Here is a 17,048-nt window from a genome sequence, read left to right as displayed (position 1 = left end):
GATCCACCCACCGTTCCTCTGACAAGCATCACCGTGCCCGACATTCTCGACACCGCTCGTGCGGCCGGCTGTTTCCAGACCTTGCTGGCGGCTGTTGAGGCCGGAGGTTTGCTGGAGGCTCTCGCCAGCCCGGGGCCTTTCACTGTGTTCGCTCCGGTGGACGACGCCTTTGCCGCCCTGCCACCCGGCACCGTTCAGACCCTGGTGCAGAACCCCCCCCAACTGGCACGGATCCTCAAATATCACGTGCTCTCGGGCCAGTACACCCGTGAGCAACTGCTCAGTCAGCCGGAGTGGACCACCCTGGAGGGGGCGACACTACCGATCCGCCGCGCTGATCCTTTCGAAGTGAAAAACGCCAGCGTGAATGCGGCAGATGTGGTCTGCGACAACGGGATCGTGCATGTGATCAACCGGGTGATGCTGCCGGGCTGAATCTCCGCCCCGCTTCAAAGTGGAGCCGCACCCTGCATCAACCAGAGCCCGTGAAGTCCCTCCCAGATCAGATAGGCACTGATCAGCAGGGCCAGCACACCAACCAGCCACTCGCCGTGGTGCTCCATCCAGCCCTCCAGCCGACTGAGGGGGACTCTGATCCTGCCGCCAGTAGCAATCCAGGCCAGGGGAGGCAGCAGCAGCAATGAACTGGCCACCGCCATGAATACGCCAGTGAGTTCCAGATCAGTGCTCACACCCGGCTGATTGATCAACAGCAAGCCGGCTTCCTTGAGGTAGAAGACCAGATTCTCTGGGGTGAGCAGGGCGCTGGCGGCCCCAATCAGCACCAGCATCGGTGTGCTGAAGTCAGGCAGCTGACTGATCAGACGCATCGCCATGCCCTGCTCGCCGATGGCAGCGGCCGGAGTGAGTTGATAGACGCCTAGGCCCATCAACACGGCCGCGCCGATCAGATCGATCATCACCTGCCCGCGTTCTCCGTGGTTGAGGGCCAGGGCCAGGTTGTCGCCCACGACCATCAGGCCAACGATCGCCAGTCCATTTGCACTGGCCCAACCGCTCACAAAGGCCAGGGCGCGTCTCAGGGGGAATGTTCCCAAGAGGAGCAGCACCACCACGGCAATGTGCAGCGGACTGAAGGCGATGCCGAACCCGAAGAGTGATGACTGACCAAAAAGAGCTGCCGAGCTCAGGTGCGGAGCGGGGCCGAGCAGATCAAGGCTGGGCAAGGGGAGCGCCAACGCCGATGTGACGTCTGAGACCGTACTGGTCTGGCACCCCCCAGCGTGAGGGGCCGCTGGCTCCTTAGAGGGCGATGGTGCCCGTTTCGGATGTGCGGATGCGCACGGCCTTCTCAACGGCTGTCACGAAGATCTTGCCGTCTCCGATTTCACCGGTTCGGGAGGGACCAGCAATCGCATCGATGGCGGTGTCCACCTTGTCGTCGTCGACCACGACCTCCACCTTCACCTTATTGATGAACTCCACGGTGAATTCGGCGCCGCGATAAGTCTCCACCTGACCCTTCTGGCGACCGAAGCCCCGGCAATCGGTGATGGTCATGCCAATGATGCCCGCATTGACGAGAGCCGTCTTGACATCGTCAAGCTTGACTGGGCGAATGATGGCTTCAACCTTTTTCATGATGAAAGACGGTGGGACAGATGTGAACGTGATGGAAGCACGGGCTGGGGATACCCAGCCGCGCGGGCATTCAAGCGAACAATGCGGGTCAGAGCTGCTCTTCTCTGTAGCTGTCGAGACAGAATGCCCCGCTTTAGCCTGTTTCGGATGAAACGGATGCTTGCCGCTGGCTGGGATCAGGCACGGCCCGCCTCCTCCGTCCCACCCCAGCCATGTGGGCCGCTACCGATGACGGCTCCATCATCTCCCGGTTCAGCTCACCATGATGCCAACGGCTCTGCCATCAAGTCCTGAGCCCAGGAGCGAGACACCGCCGCCGTTGTCGCTGGTCAAAGCAGTCCGCTGCTGGCGGGCTGGCTGCTGATCGCCCGCCGCTGGTCCGTGCTCAAGCTGATCGTGGTTGCGGCCTTGGTGGGGGCCCTCAACACACCCCTGCGAAGCTGAGGAGAAGCCCCGAAGCGTTCTGGCCCATGGCCGCTCCCGGCAGGGACCTGATCGCCGAGATCCTGCAACGCACCGGCGAACACCTGGTACTGGTGGGCCTGGCCATGGCGCTGGCTCTGGCTCTCAGCCTGCCGGCCGGCCTCTGGGTTCACTCTCGCCCCCGGTGGTCGGGTCCGGTGCTGGCTCTGGCGGGGATGATCCAGACCGTCCCCAGCCTGGCGATCTTCGGCCTGCTGATCACGGTGCCCCTTCTGGGGGGGATCGGGCCAGTCCCGGCCGTGGTGGCCCTGGTGCTCTACGCGCTGCTGCCCCTGCTGCGCTCCATCGTGACCGGCCTGGCCGGCGTTCCCCGGGGGCTGCGTGAAGCCGGCCTGGCCCTCGGTCTCAGCGAGGGAGAGGTGCTGCGCCACGTGGAACTTCCCCTGGCCCTGCCGGTGATCGTGACCGGGATCCGGGTGGCCACGGTGATCAGCGTGGGGGTCGCCACGATCGCGGCTGCGATCGGCGGCGGCGGACTGGGAGTGTTCATTTTCCGCGGCCTGGCCACGGTGAACAATGGCCTGATCCTGGCGGGGGCGATTCCGGCTGCAGTCCTGGCCCTGGCCGCCGATGCCGCCATCGGCCTGGTGCAGGGACGCACGCCCAGACGCTGGCCGCTGAGGCCATGGGGATTGGGCCGCCGCCGCTCCTGGCTTGCCGCAGGCCTTGGGGGCCTGCTGATTGCCCTGGTGGCAGCACTAAGCCTGGGGCTGGGACCCTTCACCGTCGGCCCCGCCACGGCCGGGCGGATCACCGTCGGATCCAAGAGTTTCACCGAACAGATCATTCTGGGGGAGCTGCTTGCCCAGCAGATCGAGCGCCACAGCAGCCTGCAGGTGGAGAGGCAGTTCAGCCTTGGTGGAACGGCAATCTGCCAGGAGGCGGTCCGCAGCGGCCGGATTGCCGCCTATGTGGAGTACAGCGGCACCGCCTGGATGACGATCCTGCAGCAACCGCCCCTACGCGAGGCCACGACAATGCTGGAGCGGACCCGAAGCCTCTACCGGGACCGCTTTGATCTGGAGGTGTTCCCATCTCTCGGATTCGAGAACACCTTTGCGGTACTGGTACGCCAGGAGACCGCCCGGCGCCTCAAGTTGACCACGATCTCGGAGGCGGCGGTCCACACCCCCGGCTGGCGAGCTGGATTCGGCTATGAATTCCTGAACAGGGCCGATGGATACACGGGCCTGGCCAGCAGCTATGGCCTGAGCTTTGCAACTCGGCCGGTCTCGATGGACCTGGGCCTGGTCTATCGCGCCCTGGCCGATGGTCAGGTGGACCTGATCGCAGGTGATTCCACCAACGGTCTGATCCCCACCCTCAGGCTGAAGGCCCTGGAGGACGACCGCCACTATTTCCCCCCGTACCAGGCCGTACCTGTGGTGAATGGCGCCATTCTCAGGCGTCACCCGGAAATCGGCCGCGCAATCAAGGGGCTCCAGGGAAAACTGAGCGCGCAGACCATGCAGAGGCTGAATGCGCAGGTGGACGAGAACGGCGAAGCCGTGGGGCAGGTGGTGAATCGCTTTCTCGACGACCTCGAGCAAACCGGCGCTCGTTGAGATCTCTGCCCGGGATCAGAGGCAGGTCTTCTCCACCGCTCTGGAAGGCCTCACTGCCGCTTGACCCTCAGAGAATCTGGGCCAGGAACTGGCGACTGCGCTCGTGCTGGGGGTTGGTGAAGAAGGTTTCCGGGGGGGCCTCCTCCACGATCTGCCCCTCAGACATCAGCACCACCCGGTGAGCCACCTCGCGAGCGAAGCCCATCTCGTGGGTCACGACCACCATGGTCATGCCGTCGGCGGCCAGATCGCGCATCACCTCCAGCACCTCGCCCACCATCTCCGGATCAAGGGCACTGGTGGGCTCGTCGAAAAGCAGGATACGGGGCTCCATGCAGAGCGAGCGGGCAATCGCCACCCGCTGCTGCTGGCCGCCCGAGAGCTGGCCGGGATACTTGCGGGCCTGCTCGGCGATGCCGACCCGCTCCAGCAGGGCCATGGCCTGGGCCTCCACCTCGCTGCGTCGGCGCTTGCGCACCACCACCGGCGCCAGGCTGAGGTTCTCCAGCACCGTGAGGTGGGGGAAGAGGTTGAACTGCTGAAACACCATGCCGGTGTCGCAGCGGATCGCATCGATGTTGCGCAGGTCGTTGGAGAGGGCGATCCCATCGACGCTGATGGAGCCCTCCTGGAACTCCTCAAGGGCATTGAAGGTGCGGATGAAGGTGCTTTTGCCGGAGCCTGAGGGGCCCATGATCACCACCACCTCCCCCTTCGACACGCTCAGGTCAACGCCGCGCAGGGCATGGAAGCCATTGGGGTACCACTTCTGCACCCCACGGGCCTCGATCATCGGCTGGGTGGACGGCATGGCTCAGGTGGGGGAATGGGTGGGATCGAGGCGGCGTTCCAGGGCCCGGCTGCCCAGACCCAGGGCAGCGCAGCAGCACCAGAACAGCACAGCCAGAGTGAGATACACCTCGGCGTTCTTGCCCAGGAACTCGGGATTGGCCATCACGGTACGGGCAGTGCCGAGCAGATCGAGCAGGCCGATCAGCGACAGCAGCGTGGTGTCCTGCAGCAGGGAGATGAACTGACCCACGGCGGCCGGCAGGGCGATGCGCAGGGCCTGGGGGAGCACCACCCGTTGCAGGGCCAGGGGCATCGAGAGCCCCAGGGAACGGGCGGCCTCCAGCTGGCCTGGGGGAACGGCGGAGAGGCCGGCGCGCACCGCCTCGGCCAGGTAGGCGCCACAGAAGAAGGTCAGCACCCAGGCGGCCCGCCAGACCCGATCCGGTGCCCAGCCGCCGGGGAGCATGTAGCCCAGGATGTTCTGACCCAGGAACAGCAGGGTGATCAGCGGGGCACCGCGGATGAACTCGATATAGAACACCGAGGTCCAGCGCAGCAACGGCAGACTGCTTCGGCGCCCAAGGGCCACCACCACCCCGATCGGAAAGCTGAGCAGGATCGCGAAGCTGGCCATCAAGAGGGTGAGCAGCAGCCCGCCCCACTCCGATGGCGGCACCCGGGGAATGCCCAGACCGCCGGCGATCAGCACCATCCCGAGCAGATAGAGCAGCGGCCAGCTCAGGGGTACCAGCTTCACCAGCCGCGGCGGCCAGCTCCGCCCCCAGTGGCCTGCCAGCCAGCGCATGGCCAGCAACAGGCCGGTGATCGCCCACCAGCGCAGTTGCAACGAAAAGTCCAGGGCCAGGGATGCCGGCAGCCAGGCCGTCAGGAAACCGAGAACGGCCAGCGCCAGTCGGTCGTTGAAGGGCCAGAGCTCGCCGCTGCGATCCGCTCGGGGAAAGGCCCGCAACAGCCCCCAGCTCACGCCGCTGAGAGCTGCCACCAGCACCACCAGCAGCCAGAGGCGCCACTGTTGCGGGATCGGATAGCGCCCGACGGCGAAGAGGGTGGTGTTGGCCTGGATCACGGCCCACTGGGCCTGGCCGAACGCCCAGCGCAACAGACCCGCCGCCGCCGCCAGGATCAGCGCGATCAGCAGCACCGAAAGCACGCCGTCGGTTGGGCTGGCGAACAGTTCCTGGCGCAGGGCACCGGCCCAGCTGCGCTGAACAGACTCCGGTGCCGGCCTGGCGGGCCGCAGGGGCGGGGTGGTTCCGGATTGGGGACCGGGTTGAATGGAGGTCATCGGCTCAGCGCTCCCGGATCTGCACCAGCTGGTTCACACCGTTCATCACGGCGGAGATCAGCAGATCGATGATCAGGTAAGAGCCCAGGAGCAGCAGAAACACTTCCAGGGCGCGCCCGGTCTGGTTGAGGGTGGTTTCCGAAACGGAATACAGATCCACGTAGCCCACAGCCACAGCCAGGGAGGAGTTCTTGGCCAGGGAGATGTACTGGCTGTTCAGGCCCGGCACGATCACCCTCAGGGCCTGGGGCAGCACCACCGAGCGCATGCTGGCGCTCCAGTGCAGGCCCAGGGAGGTGGCCGCTTCCCACTGGCCCTTCGGCACCGAAGCGATGCCACCCCGCACCACCTCGGCCACGAAGGCGCCGGTGTAGGTGATCAGGCCGGTGAGCAGGGCTGTGAACTCCACGGACAGCCTCAAAGGCGCCCTCCAGACCCCATTGACCAGCTCCGGGCCCTGCCAGCTGAAGCCCTGGGCGAACCAGGCCAGATACAACCCTGACTTCGAAAGAACGATCCCAGGCAGCTGAAAAGCAGCGGTGCCGTTGGGCAGGGCCAGAAACACCACGAAGTACCAGAACAGCAGTTGCAGCAGCAGGGGGATGTTGCGGATCACCTCCACGTACACCCGGGCCAGCCGCCGGAGCAGCCCATTGCCGCTGAACGAGGCCATGCCCATAGCCGTGCCCAGCAGCGTGGCCCCCACCAGGCCCACCAGAATCACTCGCAGGCTGTTGACCAGTCCCACCAGCAGGGCTCGCCAGTAGGGCATCGAGGCGTCGAAGGGGATCAGGCTCTCGGCGACATCGAAGCTGGCCGGCTGGCTCAGCCAGCGCCAGCTCAGCAACAGCCCGGCGGCTGTGAGGTTGCGCACCAGATTGCCCACCAGCAGGGTGATCACCAGGAGCAGGACCAGGCCCACCACCGCCTGGACGATCCAGGGCAGCACCCGGCGGTCGCGCCACCAGGGGATTCGCTTGAGGGTGGCGCTCAACGGAAGGGCGGCGAATAGATCAGGCCACCCTGGGTCCAGAGGCGGTTCTCGGCCCGCTCAAGCTTGAGCGGCGAGCCGGTGCCCACATTGCGCTCGAAGATTTCGCCGTAATTGCCAACAGCCGCGATCGTCTTGGCGACAAAGTCGGCTGGCAGACCGAGTTGCTTGCCGAAATCACCCTCCACCCCCAGGAAACGGCGCAGGTCGGCCTGGTTGGTGTTGGCCTTGGCCTCCGCCACCTTGGCGGCCACGTTGGCCTTGGTGATGCCCAGCTCCTCGGCCTGGAAGAGGGCGAACACGGTCCAGCGCAGGGCATCGGCCCAGGCGGGGTCGCCATTGACGCTGGCGGGAGTGAGCGGTTCCTTGCTCATCACCTCCGGCAGGAGGATGTGCTCATCAGGTTTGGGGAAGCTGCTGCGCTTGGCCGCCAGCTGGGAGCGATCGCTGGTGACCGCGACACAGCGGCCGCCCAGGTAGGCCGCGTAGGTCTGGTCGCCGGTCTGGAACTTGAGCGGGGTGTAGGCGATGCCCTGCTCGCGCATTCGATCGGCCAGGTTGAGTTCCGTGGTGGTGCCGCTCTCCACACAGATCGGCTTGCCGTCGAGATCCTTGAGCGTCCTGGCCCCGCTGGCCACGGGCACCATCACCCCCTGACCGTCGTAGAAGGTGGTGGGGCCGAAGGATATGCCGTTGCCGCCGGCCGAATCGCGGCTCAGGGTCATGGTGGTGTTGCGGGCCAGCATGTCCACCTCACCGCTGGCCAGGGCCGCGAAGCGCTCGCTGGAGTTGAGGTCGCGGTATTCCACCTTGGAGGGGTCACCCAGCACCGCCGCCGCCACGGCGCGGCAGGTGTCGGCATCGAGGCCGCTGTAGGTCCCGTCAGGGCCGAGGAAGCTGAAGCCTGGCAGCTTGCCGTCCACCCCGCAGACAAGCTTGTCGCGGCCCCGGATGGTGGAGAGCTTCACGCTCTGAACACCCCCGCCGCTGCCGCTGTCGTCGGCGCAACCACCAAGGGCGAAGGCCAGCAGCAGGGGCAGGGCGAGGAGCCAGCGGGGCGAGGGTTGCATCAACCAGGAGCAAAGCAGTGGGCGCAGTTTGCCAGCTCTGCCACGGACATGCCGCTTACCCAGCCTGATAATGGTGCGTCTCCGGAATCGATGGGTGCCAGGCAGCGCCAGTTCCCCCTCCAGGCCATCCACCAGAACGACCACCAACCCGATCCGTGAGCTGCTGGAGCGCTTCCAGCAACGACGCTCGCGACTGACGGTGCCTCAGTTCACGGTGCTCACCGGCCTGCTGGTGATCGCCGTGGGCACCTTGCTGATGGCCCTGCCCGTGTTCTCTTCCGAGCAGGTCGGCCTCTGGGAGGCCATGTTCACGGTGATCTCCGCCATCACAGTGACGGGACTTTCGGTGGTGGACGTGGGCCAGGAGCTCACCTTTCCTGGGCAGGTGCTCCTTGCCCTGTTGATCCTCACCGGCGGCCTGGGGTTGATGGCCATCACCACCTTTCTGCAGGGCTTCGTGCAACGGGGCTCGAGGCTGCGCCGCCGGCTTGATCGCGGCCGGGCCATGGACGAATTCGGTGTGGGCGGCATCGGCGACACCTTCCACTCGATCCTGATCACCGCAGCCTGGGTGATCGGCATGGGCACTCTCGTGCTCTACACCATCGGTTTCCGTGACATCCCCGTGCCGCGTGAGCGGCTGTGGGCCTCCCTGTTCCACTGCATCAGCGCTTACAACAACGCCGGCTTCGGCCTCTGGAGCGACAGCCTGATGGATTATCGCGCCAGTCCGGTCGTGAACCTGGTGATCATGGTGATGATCGTCTCGGGGGGAATCGGCTACCGGGTCACCAACGACCTCTGGCAGAACCGGTTCAAGGTGCGTCTGATCCGCAGTTTCAGCCTGCACACCCGCCTGGTGCTGCGCTGGACGATCGGCCTGATCCTGATCGGCGCGGCAGGGATGCTGTTCACCGAGCATTTCACCCGCTCCAGCGGACTGACGCCCCTGCCCTGGTGGGAGGAACTGCAGGTGGTGTTTTTCCAGTCGGTGAGCACCCGCACGGCCGGCTTCAACACCGTGCCCCTCTCGGTGGAGGTCATCTCCGAAGCGGGTCTGCTGCTGATGATGACGCTGATGTTCATCGGCGCCAGTCCCGGAGGGACCGGCGGCGGCATCAAGACCACCACCTTCGCGTGCCTGGTGGCGGCCACCCGCTCCACCCTCAGGGGCGAAGACACTGTGGTGATCCGGCGCCGGGCGATCTCCGACAAGGTGGTTCTGCGGGCCGTTGGGGTCACCCTCGCCTCACTGCTGTTCGTGCTGTTGATGGCTCTGGTGCTGGGTCTCGACCGCGGGGTCGGCACCGACGGTCAGCCCTTCAGCTTCCTGGAGAAACTGTTCACCTGCATCTCCGCCTTCGCCACCGTGGGACTCGATGTGGGGGTCACCGCAGAGCTGAACCGCTGGGGCCAGCTGGTGCTGATGGTGGGGATGTTCGTGGGCCGGATCGGCATCCTGCTGCTGCTCTCGGCGGTCTTCGGCAGCCACACCACCTCACGCATCTCCTACCAGCACGAGGAGCTGTACCTCTGAAGATGGGGGCTTCTGAGGCTCTCCTCCGCCAGGACGGACAATGGAGAGCCTGCTCGCGGCACCGGCTCCATGGCGGCACTCCCCGACCGACTGGTGATCCGCCGCCCTGACGACTGGCATGTGCATCTGCGCGACGGGGCGATGCTGCGGGCCGTAGCCCCCAGCACGGCCCGGGTCTTCCGGCGAGCGATCGTGATGCCCAACCTGCTGCCGCCGATCACCACGGCGGCGGCGGCAGAGGCCTACCGCGAGCGCATCCTCTTCGCGGTGTCAGGGAGCAACGGATTCGAGCCACTGATGACGGCCTACCTCACCGACACGATCGATCCTGGTGAGCTGGAGCGTGGCTTCAGCGAGGGGGTCTTCACCGCCGCCAAGCTCTATCCAGCCCGGGCCACCACCAACGCCGAGGCCGGGGTGAGTGATCTGGCCCGCATCGCGCCGGTGCTCGAGACGATGGAGCGGATCGGCATGCCGCTGCTGATCCACGGCGAGGTGACCGACCCCGAGGTGGATGTGTTCGATCGAGAAGCGGTGTTCATTGAGCGTCAGCTCGAGCCCCTGCTGGAACGTCACCAGGGGCTGAAGGTGGTGTTTGAGCACATCACCACCGCCGAGGCCGTGGCCTTCGTTGAGGGGGGGCCTCCAACCCTGGCTGCCACGATCACCCCCCATCACCTGCAGATCAACCGCAACGCCATGTTCCGGGGCGGGTTCCGCCCGGATGCCTACTGCCTGCCAGTAGCCAAGCGGGAACTGCACCGGATCGCCCTGCGCGGTGCTGCCACCTCAGGACAACCCAGGTTCTTCCTGGGCACCGATTCAGCACCTCACTCGCGGGAAGCGAAGGAATCGGCCTGCGGTTGCGCCGGTATCTTCAATGCCCCCCATGCGCTTGAGAGCTACGCCCAGGTGTTTGAGCAGGAGGGTGCCCTGGAGCAGCTGGAGAACTTTGCGTCGGTGTTCGGGCCCCGTTTCTACGGTCTGCCCCTGAACGAGACCACGATCGAGCTGGTGCGGCAGCCCTTGGAGGTGCCCCACCAGCTTGAACTGGGCGGGCAGGGTGATCGTCTCCTGCCGCTGGTGCCTTTCCAGGCCGGAGAAATCCTGCCCTGGCGAATCGGGGCTGCGCCCGCCTAAGTAGCCAGTCCGGAATCGAGGTGGATGTCTGGCTTCAGCCCGAGGGTTCGGGCCAGGTAGGGCAGGCTGACGCCCTGAACGAAGAGGTTGACCACCACCACAATGAAGATGATGCTCTCGGCGTTCTTGCTGATCTCCCCGATGATGGCCGGGTCAATGCCGCGGATCCTGGGAATCGCCAGGCTTAGGTCGTGGGACAGGGCGAGGGGAACAGCCCCTCGCAGCCCACACCACGATACCAACAACGATTCCTTGAAACTGAACGGAGAGAGAGGCTGCAGAATCAGCACGCTGATGGGACGAGCCACGAACATCAGCCCCAGGGCCGAGAGGAGGCCGATGGGCAGGGCGTCGACCAGGTCAGGAGGATAGACAAGCAGGCCAAAGATCAGAAAGATGGTGATCTCCGTCATCGTGTTGAAGGGGAGTAATACCTCCTGAATTGTGACGTGGTTAATCTCAGGCGAGCGATACCTGGTGTTGGTGAGAAACAGTCCGGTGACGTAGACAGCAATGAATCCTGAACCACCCAACAGGGTCGCCGAACCATAAACCACGAAGGCCACTGACATGGCCACCACCAACAACTGGGAGCGTTCCTCCACCAGGTCATTGATTACGAAGCGCGCCAGATATCCGAACACAAAACCCACCACCAAGCCTGCGCCAATCTGCTGAAAAAAGATCTTGACCTGTGTGACCACGGTGCTCTCCAAGCTGGGGCCGACTCCAGCAGTGCTTGAGACCACGAAGATGCCCACCACCAGGCCATAGAAGAGCAGCGCTGAAGGGTCGTTCACCGAGGATTCGAACTCCAGCAGGTGCTGCAATCTCAGCGGAACCTTGTCGCGTACCGATCGCAACACGCTCAGGGTGGCCCCAGCATCTGTGGAGCCAAGGCAGGCGGCGATCAGCATGGCGGCCCCCAGAGGGATGGTTTCAATCCCAACGGACAGCACCTGAGCTGATGGTGAGCCCAGAAACCAGATCAACCCACCCAGGATCAACGAAGAGACCACCACACCACCAACGGCGAGCACGACGCCGTACTCAAGAAAGCCCCGGATCGCGGCCAGATCGGTCTTGAGCCCTGCGTAGAACAACAACAGGGCCAGGCCCAGCAATTGAAAATTAGACGCCTGCTCATGGGTGATTTCAAGGATGTTGACGTTGATCGACAATCCCAGCAGGAGCACGCCAAGAATTGCTGGGATGCCGATCTTTGGGGAGAATCTGCTGATGGCCAGGGTTCCGAGAAAAAGGATGCCGATGAACAACAGGTGGGCCTGGAGTGGAAGGTCCAGCACATTCGTCTGTGCATTTGGCGTGGCAACCTCGGCCAGAACCATCAGGGAGTTGTTGAGCATCCAATTAGGTGTGATTGAACTCGGGGACCATGGGCTCAGGCCGTGGCTGATGCCGCTGCGGCAGGCGCTGAGGTGGTGTGGGCCTCGAGCAGATCAGCCTGCTCCTGGCTCAGGCGACCAGCCGCAAGCAGAACGGTGGTGATCCGCTCGATGCCCACCACCGCATGGCAGGCATAACCCGCCGAGGCCAACCGGTTGGATGCGTTGCCCCCGTGGTCGATGAACACCACCACATCCTGCACTTTCAGGCCCGAAGATTCCAGCTTGCTGATGCCCTCCAGGACGCTTCCACCCGTGATCAGGATGTCGTCGACGACGACAACGGTTTCGCCTTCCTCAAAATCCCCTTCGATCAAACGGCGGGCCCCATGGGCCTTCACCTCCTTGCGCGGGTAGATCAGCGGTACGTGCAGCTGTAGCGACAGCCCCGTGGCGGTGGGGAGGGATCCATAGGGAATACCGGCGATTCGATCGAACTGCAGATGGGCCAGCGGTTCGGCGTAGGCGTGCAGCACCCGGTGGAACAGGTTCGGATCAGAGATGATCCGGCGCAGGTCGATGTAGTAATTGAAAACGGCTCCGGAGGCCTGCACGTATTCCCCGAAGAGCAGGCAGCCGATATCGAACAGATCCACCAGCAGCTCATCCAGCCGCTGGTCCTCCAGACGTTGATCCTCCAGGCGCCCCTGCTCAAGGCTCTTGGCGTCGACCAGAACATCTGACGCCGAAGAGGCTGCCGGCGCCGCTGATCCAACGCGGGGAGCCGGTAGCCAGAGCTCACAGCGGTCGATCGTGCCGCCATCCCAGTTCGCCCTCATCGTCTCGATCTGCTGGCGCAGGGCCCGGGTGCCCGCCGCCATGCCCTCCTCCACCAGCAGGTGCTGGGGCAGGGGCAACAGCAGTCCGTCAGCTGACGCGTTGAGACCCGCCTGAAGCAAGGCCTCCAGCCTCTCCTCCTCACCCCAGAGGCTGCGCAGGATCAGGAAACGCTCCGGAGCTTCCCGCCGCACCCTCGCCAGCACGGCCGGATCGCTGGTTCCCACCTCCAGCAGCAGGTGCTCCGGGGTGCCCCAGAGCTGGGTCTCCCGCACGATCGTGATGTAAAGCGGGTCATCCTCATCGGGATGGTGCTGCACCACCCGGGCGCCGGGATTGGAGCTGTGGCAGGTGAGCACCACCGCCCGGTCGGGATAAAGCAGAAATGGGGCGGCGATGTCCTGGCCCGCCAGGGGGGAGAGGGTGACCGCATCCACGCCGAGGTCGCGGAAGAGGTAATGAGCCAGGGCTGAGGAGCTGTTCAGATCACCGTGCTTGGCATCGAGGATGAGTGGCAGCTCCAGCGGCACCAGCTCGCGGACTTCCCGCAGCAACTCGAGGCCGATCGGCCCCAGGGCCTGGTAGAACCCCAGGCTCGGCTTGTAGGCGCAGACGCTGTCGGAGGTGGCCTCGATCACCGCCTTGATCCAGCGGCGGGCCTGGGCCAGGAAGGAACCACTGCCGGCGTTGTGGCGCGTCCAGGTCTGCAGCATCTCCGGGTTGGGATCCAAGCCGGTGATCAACAGCGACTGGCGGCTGGCCATCGCTTCGGTGAGTTTGACGAAAAAGCTCATGGCGCCTGCCCCTGGGCCAGCATGGCAGTGCAGGCCACCCCCCGGCCGTTCAACCGCTGGCCTGGCGGTTCATGCGGCTGATCAGGCTTGAGGGAATCTCCTTCGGGCAGACCGCCGAGCACTCCAGCTGGTTGCCGCAGACTCCGAAACCCTGCGCATCCATTTGCTCGCGCATTCGTCTGGAGCGCTGGGAGGCCTCCGGCTGGCCCTGGGGCAGGAGCTCGAGGTGGGTGAGCTTGGCCGCCACGAACAGGCTGGCGGAAGCATTCGGGCAGGCCGCCACGCAGGCGCCGCAGCCGATGCAGCTGGCGGCCTCAAAGGCCTGGGCAGCCAGTTCCCGGCCCACCGGCAGGACATTGGCCTCCGGGGCGCTGCCGATGTTCACCGACACATATCCTCCGGCCATCAGCAGCTGATCGAGGGCGGAACGATCCACTGCCAGATCCTGGATCAGGGGGAAGGCGCGGGCCCGCCAGGGCTCGAGGGTGAGAACCTGGCCATCGCTGAACTCCCGCAGGTAGAGCTGGCAGACGGTGGTGCCGCTACGGGGCCCATGGGCCTGGCCGTTGATCAGGAAGCCGCAGGACCCGCAGATCCCCTCGCGACAGTCGTGATCGAAGTACACCGGCCGCTCGCCCTCCAGCAGCAGCTCCTGGTTCAGCCGATCGAGGGCCTCCAGCAGGGAAAGATCCGGGCTCAGTCCAGACAGGCGGTAATTGAGGAAGCCGCCTCTGGGCTCAGCCTGGCGCTGACGCCAGATCCGCAGGGTGAGGCTGAGGCTTGAAGGGCCGCTCATCGATAACTCCGGGCGGTGGGGCTGATCGCGCGGAAGTGCAGCGGTTCCTGGTGGCGCATGGGTGCTCCATCAGCCCGCCACTCCCAGGCGGCAATGTGGCTGAACTCGGCGTCACGGCGCAGGGCTTCGCCGCTCTCGCTCTGGTGCTCCTCGCGGAAATGGGCCCCGCACGACTCCTCCCTGGCCAGGGCATCGCGCAGCATCAGGTCGGCCAGCTCGAGATAATCCTCCAGCTGCAGGGCCTTCTCCAGCTCGGGATCCAGCGGGGTGCCGGGGTCGGGCAGCAGCAGCTCCTGATCGAAGCTGGCGCGCAGAGCCGCCACCCCCTCCAGGCCCGAGCGCAGACCTGCTGCCGAGCGGCTGATGCCGCAGCGCTCGATCAGAAGGGCCCCCAGCTGCCGCCGCAGGTCTTCTGCCGTCTGGCGGCCAGCGATGGCACGCAGGCGAGCGATGCGTTGGCGCACCCCCTCCACGGCCTCGCGGCAGGCGGGGTGTTGGTGGTCCAGCTCGGGGTGTGGATGCTCAGCCAGCCAGGCCGGCACGGTGGCCGGGGCGATGAACAGCCCATCGGCCAGGCCCTGCATCAGGGCGCTGGCGCCGAGCCGGTTGGCGCCGTGCTCGGAGAAATTCGCCTCCCCAAGCACGAACAGCCCCGGGATCGTGCTCATCAGGTGGTAGTCCACCCACAGCCCACCCATCGTGTAATGGGGGGCGGGGTAGATGCGCATCGGTTCCCTGTAGGGGTCGGCTCCGGTGATGCGCTCGTACATGGAGAAGAGGTTGCCGTAGCGGGCTTCGATCACCCCGCGGCCTTCGCGCTCGATCGCCTCGTCGAAATCCAGATAGATCGAGCGGCCGGCGGGCCCCACCCCATGACCGGCCACACAGAGCTCGCGGGCGCGCCTGGAGGCCACGTCGCGGGGAACCATGTTCCCGTAGCTGGGATAGAGCCGCTCGAGGAAGTAATCACGCTCTGCCTCCGGCACCTGATCGGGGGGGCGGTGGTCCCCAGGCCGCCGCGGCAGCCAGACCCGCCCGTCGTTGCGCAGGCTCTCGCTCATCAAGGTGAGCTTGCTCTGGTCGGGATCACCGCTGGGAATGCAGGTGGGGTGGATCTGGGTGAAGCAGGGGTTCGCCATCAGGGCGCCGCGACGGTGGGCGCGCCAGAGGGCGCTGGCGTTGGAGCGCACCGCGTTGGTTGAGCGGTGGAACACGTTGCTGTAACCACCACTGGCCAGCAGCACGGCATGGGCCGTGTGGGTCTCGAGGGCACCGCTGAGCCGGTGGCGGCAGATGGCGCCACGGGCCACACCATCAAGGGTGATCAGATCAAGCAGGTCCCGCTGGGGACAGAGCTCCACCCGTCCGGCCTCCACCTGCCGCAACAGCGCCTGGACCACGCCGTAGAGGAGCTGCTGGCCCGTCTGGCCGCGGGCGTAGAAGGTGCGGCTCACCTGGGAGCCACCGAAGCTGCGGTTGGAGAGGGTGCCGCCGTACTCCCGGGCGAAGGGCACCCCCAGGGCCACGCACTGGTCGATGATCGAACCGCTGATCTCCGCCAGCCGGTGACAGCCTGCCTCACGGGCACGGAAATCACCGCCGCGCACGGTGTCGCGGAACAACCGCTCAACGCTGTCTCCGTCGTTCTGATAGTTGCGGGCGGCGTTGATGCCCCCCTGGGCCGCGACGGAATGGGCCCGTCTGGGGCTGTCGTGGTAAGTCAGCAACCTCACTCGATAGCCCTGCTCGGCCAGGCTGGCAGCGGCGGATGCGCCCGCCAGGCCACTGCCCACCACCAGCACCCGGTACTGGCGCCGGTTGGCGGGCGCAATCAGTGGCAACTCCTGACGGCGCCGGCTCCAGGCGACAGCCACCGGGCCCGTCGGCAGCTGGGAATCGAGCCGCATCAGAGCCCAGCCCCCGCCAGGGCGCCTGTGGCCCGCAGCGCCAGTGGCAGCAAGGCAAAGCCGCCGCCGATGAGGGCCGCCAAGGCACGACTGGCCAGGCGCAGCCCCGTGGCGTTGGTCTCATCCAGCCAGCCCAGGCTGCGGGTCAGGCTCTCAGCGCCATGAAGCAGATGCAGGCCCAGGGCCACTCCCCCCAGGACGTAGAGCACAAGGATCCAGGGAGAAGTGAGCGCCAGCAAAAGAGTCTGCCGCTCAAGACCATCCCCTGGCCTGGGCCAGCGCAGCTGCCCCAGGTGGACAGCCAGGAACAGCAGCAGCACTGCGCCACTGGCGGGAGCCAGGCGACCAGCCAGGGCTGCCAGGGGCTGGAGACGCCGGCTGCGCCATTGGCCGTAGGGAACCACACCCCGGGCCCGGCGGTTGGCGACCACCCGCTGGAGCGTGAGTGCCAGGTGGGTGAGTGCGGCCAGCGCCAGGGTGAGCTCCAGGGGCGGCAACCAGGGAGCGTGATGCAAGGCTGTGGCGTAGTTCTCAAAGGCCGCCGGATCGAGCAAAGCCAGAGCAGCCCCCAGCCCATGGGCCAGGACGAACAGGATCAGAATCGTTGCCGTGATAGGAATCGCCTGGGTCATGCCCGTGCCTGAGCTCCAACCCACGCAATACCCACGACTGATCATAACGAAGCAGGCCGGAGGTTCCGCAAGGTCCCATCTGCTCCTGGGCAAGGCCTGAGGCCAAGACCACGGAGCCCGAGCTGAGCAGCCGCACGCTGCTGGTGCGCGGCCTTGAGCCCCGTTGGGGCCTGTCCTGGCTGCCGGATGAAACCTTGCTGATTTCGTTGGGGGAGCGGGTGCGGGATGTGTGCGACGGTCCCGGAACAAC

At 65.7% G+C, this 17,048-nt stretch carries 15 protein-coding genes; 4 read left to right on the top strand and 11 right to left on the bottom strand.

Annotated elements, in window-relative coordinates; translation table 11 throughout:
* Positions 1 to 33 precede the first annotated feature (33 nt).
* Complete coding sequence (locus tag WH5701_RS06030; RefSeq protein WP_006171183.1) at positions 34 to 435, top strand: fasciclin domain-containing protein; 402 nt, start codon at positions 34 to 36, stop codon at positions 433 to 435.
* A 14-nt stretch (positions 436 to 449) separates the two neighbouring features.
* On the opposite strand, the gene WH5701_RS06025 is transcribed toward WH5701_RS06030, so the two are convergent.
* Both WH5701_RS06025 and WH5701_RS06020 read right to left on the bottom strand, forming a co-directional pair.
* Entirely contained in the window at positions 450 to 1,199 is a 750-nt protein-coding gene (locus WH5701_RS06025; RefSeq protein WP_232201796.1) for a GAP family protein, read from the bottom strand.
* A gap of 64 nt (positions 1,200 to 1,263) precedes the next feature.
* Positions 1,264 to 1,602, bottom strand: a complete 339-nt coding sequence (locus tag WH5701_RS06020; protein WP_006171180.1) for a P-II family nitrogen regulator — start codon at positions 1,600 to 1,602, stop codon at positions 1,264 to 1,266.
* Between the two features lie 470 nt (positions 1,603 to 2,072).
* Between WH5701_RS06020 and WH5701_RS06015 the strand changes: the two genes are divergently transcribed.
* Positions 2,073 to 3,650, top strand: coding sequence for a glycine betaine ABC transporter substrate-binding protein (locus WH5701_RS06015; protein ID WP_006171178.1), 1,578 nt, complete (start codon positions 2,073 to 2,075; stop codon positions 3,648 to 3,650).
* Between the two features lie 67 nt (positions 3,651 to 3,717).
* On the opposite strand, the gene WH5701_RS06010 is transcribed toward WH5701_RS06015, so the two are convergent.
* From WH5701_RS06010 to WH5701_RS05995, 4 genes are read right to left on the bottom strand one after another with little or no spacing between them, the layout of a single operon-like run.
* Positions 3,718 to 4,461 (bottom strand): amino acid ABC transporter ATP-binding protein, encoded by a 744-nt coding sequence (locus tag WH5701_RS06010; protein WP_006171177.1) that lies wholly within the window; start codon positions 4,459 to 4,461, stop codon positions 3,718 to 3,720.
* Positions 4,462 to 4,464: 3 nt separating this feature from the next.
* Complete coding sequence (locus WH5701_RS06005; protein WP_006171175.1) at positions 4,465 to 5,748, bottom strand: amino acid ABC transporter permease; 1,284 nt, start codon at positions 5,746 to 5,748, stop codon at positions 4,465 to 4,467.
* A gap of 4 nt (positions 5,749 to 5,752) precedes the next feature.
* Positions 5,753 to 6,742: an ABC transporter permease subunit gene (locus WH5701_RS06000; RefSeq protein WP_006171174.1), complete on the bottom strand. Its 990-nt coding sequence runs from the start codon at positions 6,740 to 6,742 to the stop codon at positions 5,753 to 5,755.
* The gene (locus WH5701_RS05995) at positions 6,739 to 7,809 is read right to left on the bottom strand and encodes an amino acid ABC transporter substrate-binding protein (RefSeq protein WP_156776573.1); all 1,071 of its coding nucleotides are present in this window, start codon (positions 7,807 to 7,809) and stop codon (positions 6,739 to 6,741) included. Before WH5701_RS05995 ends, WH5701_RS06000 begins: the two co-directional genes overlap by 4 nt.
* Before the next feature lie 199 nt (positions 7,810 to 8,008).
* Here WH5701_RS05995 and WH5701_RS05990 point away from each other — a divergent pair, with 199 nt between their 5' ends.
* Positions 8,009 to 9,346: a TrkH family potassium uptake protein gene (locus WH5701_RS05990; protein WP_006171170.1), complete on the top strand. Its 1,338-nt coding sequence runs from the start codon at positions 8,009 to 8,011 to the stop codon at positions 9,344 to 9,346.
* 69 nt (positions 9,347 to 9,415) lie between these two features.
* Positions 9,416 to 10,486 carry a dihydroorotase gene (pyrC, locus tag WH5701_RS05985; RefSeq protein WP_006171168.1) on the top strand — a complete coding sequence of 357 codons (1,071 nt, stop codon included), beginning with the start codon at positions 9,416 to 9,418 and terminating at the stop codon, positions 10,484 to 10,486.
* On the opposite strand, the gene WH5701_RS05980 is transcribed toward pyrC, so the two are convergent.
* From WH5701_RS05980 to WH5701_RS05960, 5 genes are all read right to left on the bottom strand, one after another.
* Complete coding sequence (locus WH5701_RS05980) at positions 10,483 to 11,793, bottom strand: cation:proton antiporter (protein ID WP_232201795.1); 1,311 nt, start codon at positions 11,791 to 11,793, stop codon at positions 10,483 to 10,485. The genes pyrC and WH5701_RS05980 overlap by 4 nt on opposite strands.
* A 95-nt stretch (positions 11,794 to 11,888) precedes the next feature.
* A complete protein-coding gene (locus WH5701_RS05975; protein WP_006171164.1) occupies positions 11,889 to 13,463 on the bottom strand; it encodes a bifunctional orotidine-5'-phosphate decarboxylase/orotate phosphoribosyltransferase in 1,575 nt (524 codons plus the stop codon).
* A 49-nt stretch (positions 13,464 to 13,512) separates the two neighbouring features.
* The gene (locus WH5701_RS05970) at positions 13,513 to 14,259 is read right to left on the bottom strand and encodes a succinate dehydrogenase/fumarate reductase iron-sulfur subunit (RefSeq protein ID WP_006171163.1); all 747 of its coding nucleotides are present in this window, start codon (positions 14,257 to 14,259) and stop codon (positions 13,513 to 13,515) included.
* Positions 14,256 to 16,166 (bottom strand): fumarate reductase/succinate dehydrogenase flavoprotein subunit, encoded by a 1,911-nt coding sequence (locus tag WH5701_RS05965; protein WP_006171161.1) that lies wholly within the window; start codon positions 16,164 to 16,166, stop codon positions 14,256 to 14,258. Before WH5701_RS05965 ends, WH5701_RS05970 begins: the two co-directional genes overlap by 4 nt.
* Positions 16,166 to 16,798, bottom strand: a complete 633-nt coding sequence (locus tag WH5701_RS05960; RefSeq protein WP_006171159.1) for a hypothetical protein — start codon at positions 16,796 to 16,798, stop codon at positions 16,166 to 16,168. The genes WH5701_RS05965 and WH5701_RS05960 overlap by 1 nt, the downstream gene beginning before the upstream one ends.
* Positions 16,799 to 17,048: the final 250 nt, after the last annotated feature.

Source organism: Synechococcus sp. WH 5701, assembly GCF_000153045.1.
Lineage (GTDB): Bacteria > Cyanobacteriota > Cyanobacteriia > PCC-6307 > Cyanobiaceae > Regnicoccus_A > Regnicoccus_A antarcticus.
The sequence above is the reverse complement of the archived record's forward strand: the minus strand, read 5'-3'. Positions and strand labels throughout refer to the sequence as shown.

What these genes read in the sequence shown, in the direction of transcription:
- WH5701_RS06020 (WP_006171180.1), bottom strand. Translation starts at nt 1,602, where the DNA reads ATGAAAAAGGTTGAAGCCATCATTCGCCCAGTCAAGCTTGACGATGTC.
- WH5701_RS06015 (WP_006171178.1), top strand. Translation starts at nt 2,073, where the DNA reads ATGGCCGCTCCCGGCAGGGACCTGATCGCCGAGATCCTGCAACGCACC.
- WH5701_RS06010 (WP_006171177.1), bottom strand. Translation starts at nt 4,461, where the DNA reads ATGCCGTCCACCCAGCCGATGATCGAGGCCCGTGGGGTGCAGAAGTGG.
- WH5701_RS06005 (WP_006171175.1), bottom strand. Translation starts at nt 5,748, where the DNA reads ATGACCTCCATTCAACCCGGTCCCCAATCCGGAACCACCCCGCCCCTG.
- WH5701_RS05995 (WP_156776573.1), bottom strand. Translation starts at nt 7,809, where the DNA reads ATGCAACCCTCGCCCCGCTGGCTCCTCGCCCTGCCCCTGCTGCTGGCC.
- pyrC (WP_006171168.1), top strand. Translation starts at nt 9,416, where the DNA reads ATGGCGGCACTCCCCGACCGACTGGTGATCCGCCGCCCTGACGACTGG.
- WH5701_RS05975 (WP_006171164.1), bottom strand. Translation starts at nt 13,463, where the DNA reads ATGAGCTTTTTCGTCAAACTCACCGAAGCGATGGCCAGCCGCCAGTCG.
- WH5701_RS05970 (WP_006171163.1), bottom strand. Translation starts at nt 14,259, where the DNA reads ATGAGCGGCCCTTCAAGCCTCAGCCTCACCCTGCGGATCTGGCGTCAG.
- WH5701_RS05965 (WP_006171161.1), bottom strand. Translation starts at nt 16,166, where the DNA reads ATGCGGCTCGATTCCCAGCTGCCGACGGGCCCGGTGGCTGTCGCCTGG.
- WH5701_RS05960 (WP_006171159.1), bottom strand. Translation starts at nt 16,798, where the DNA reads ATGACCCAGGCGATTCCTATCACGGCAACGATTCTGATCCTGTTCGTC.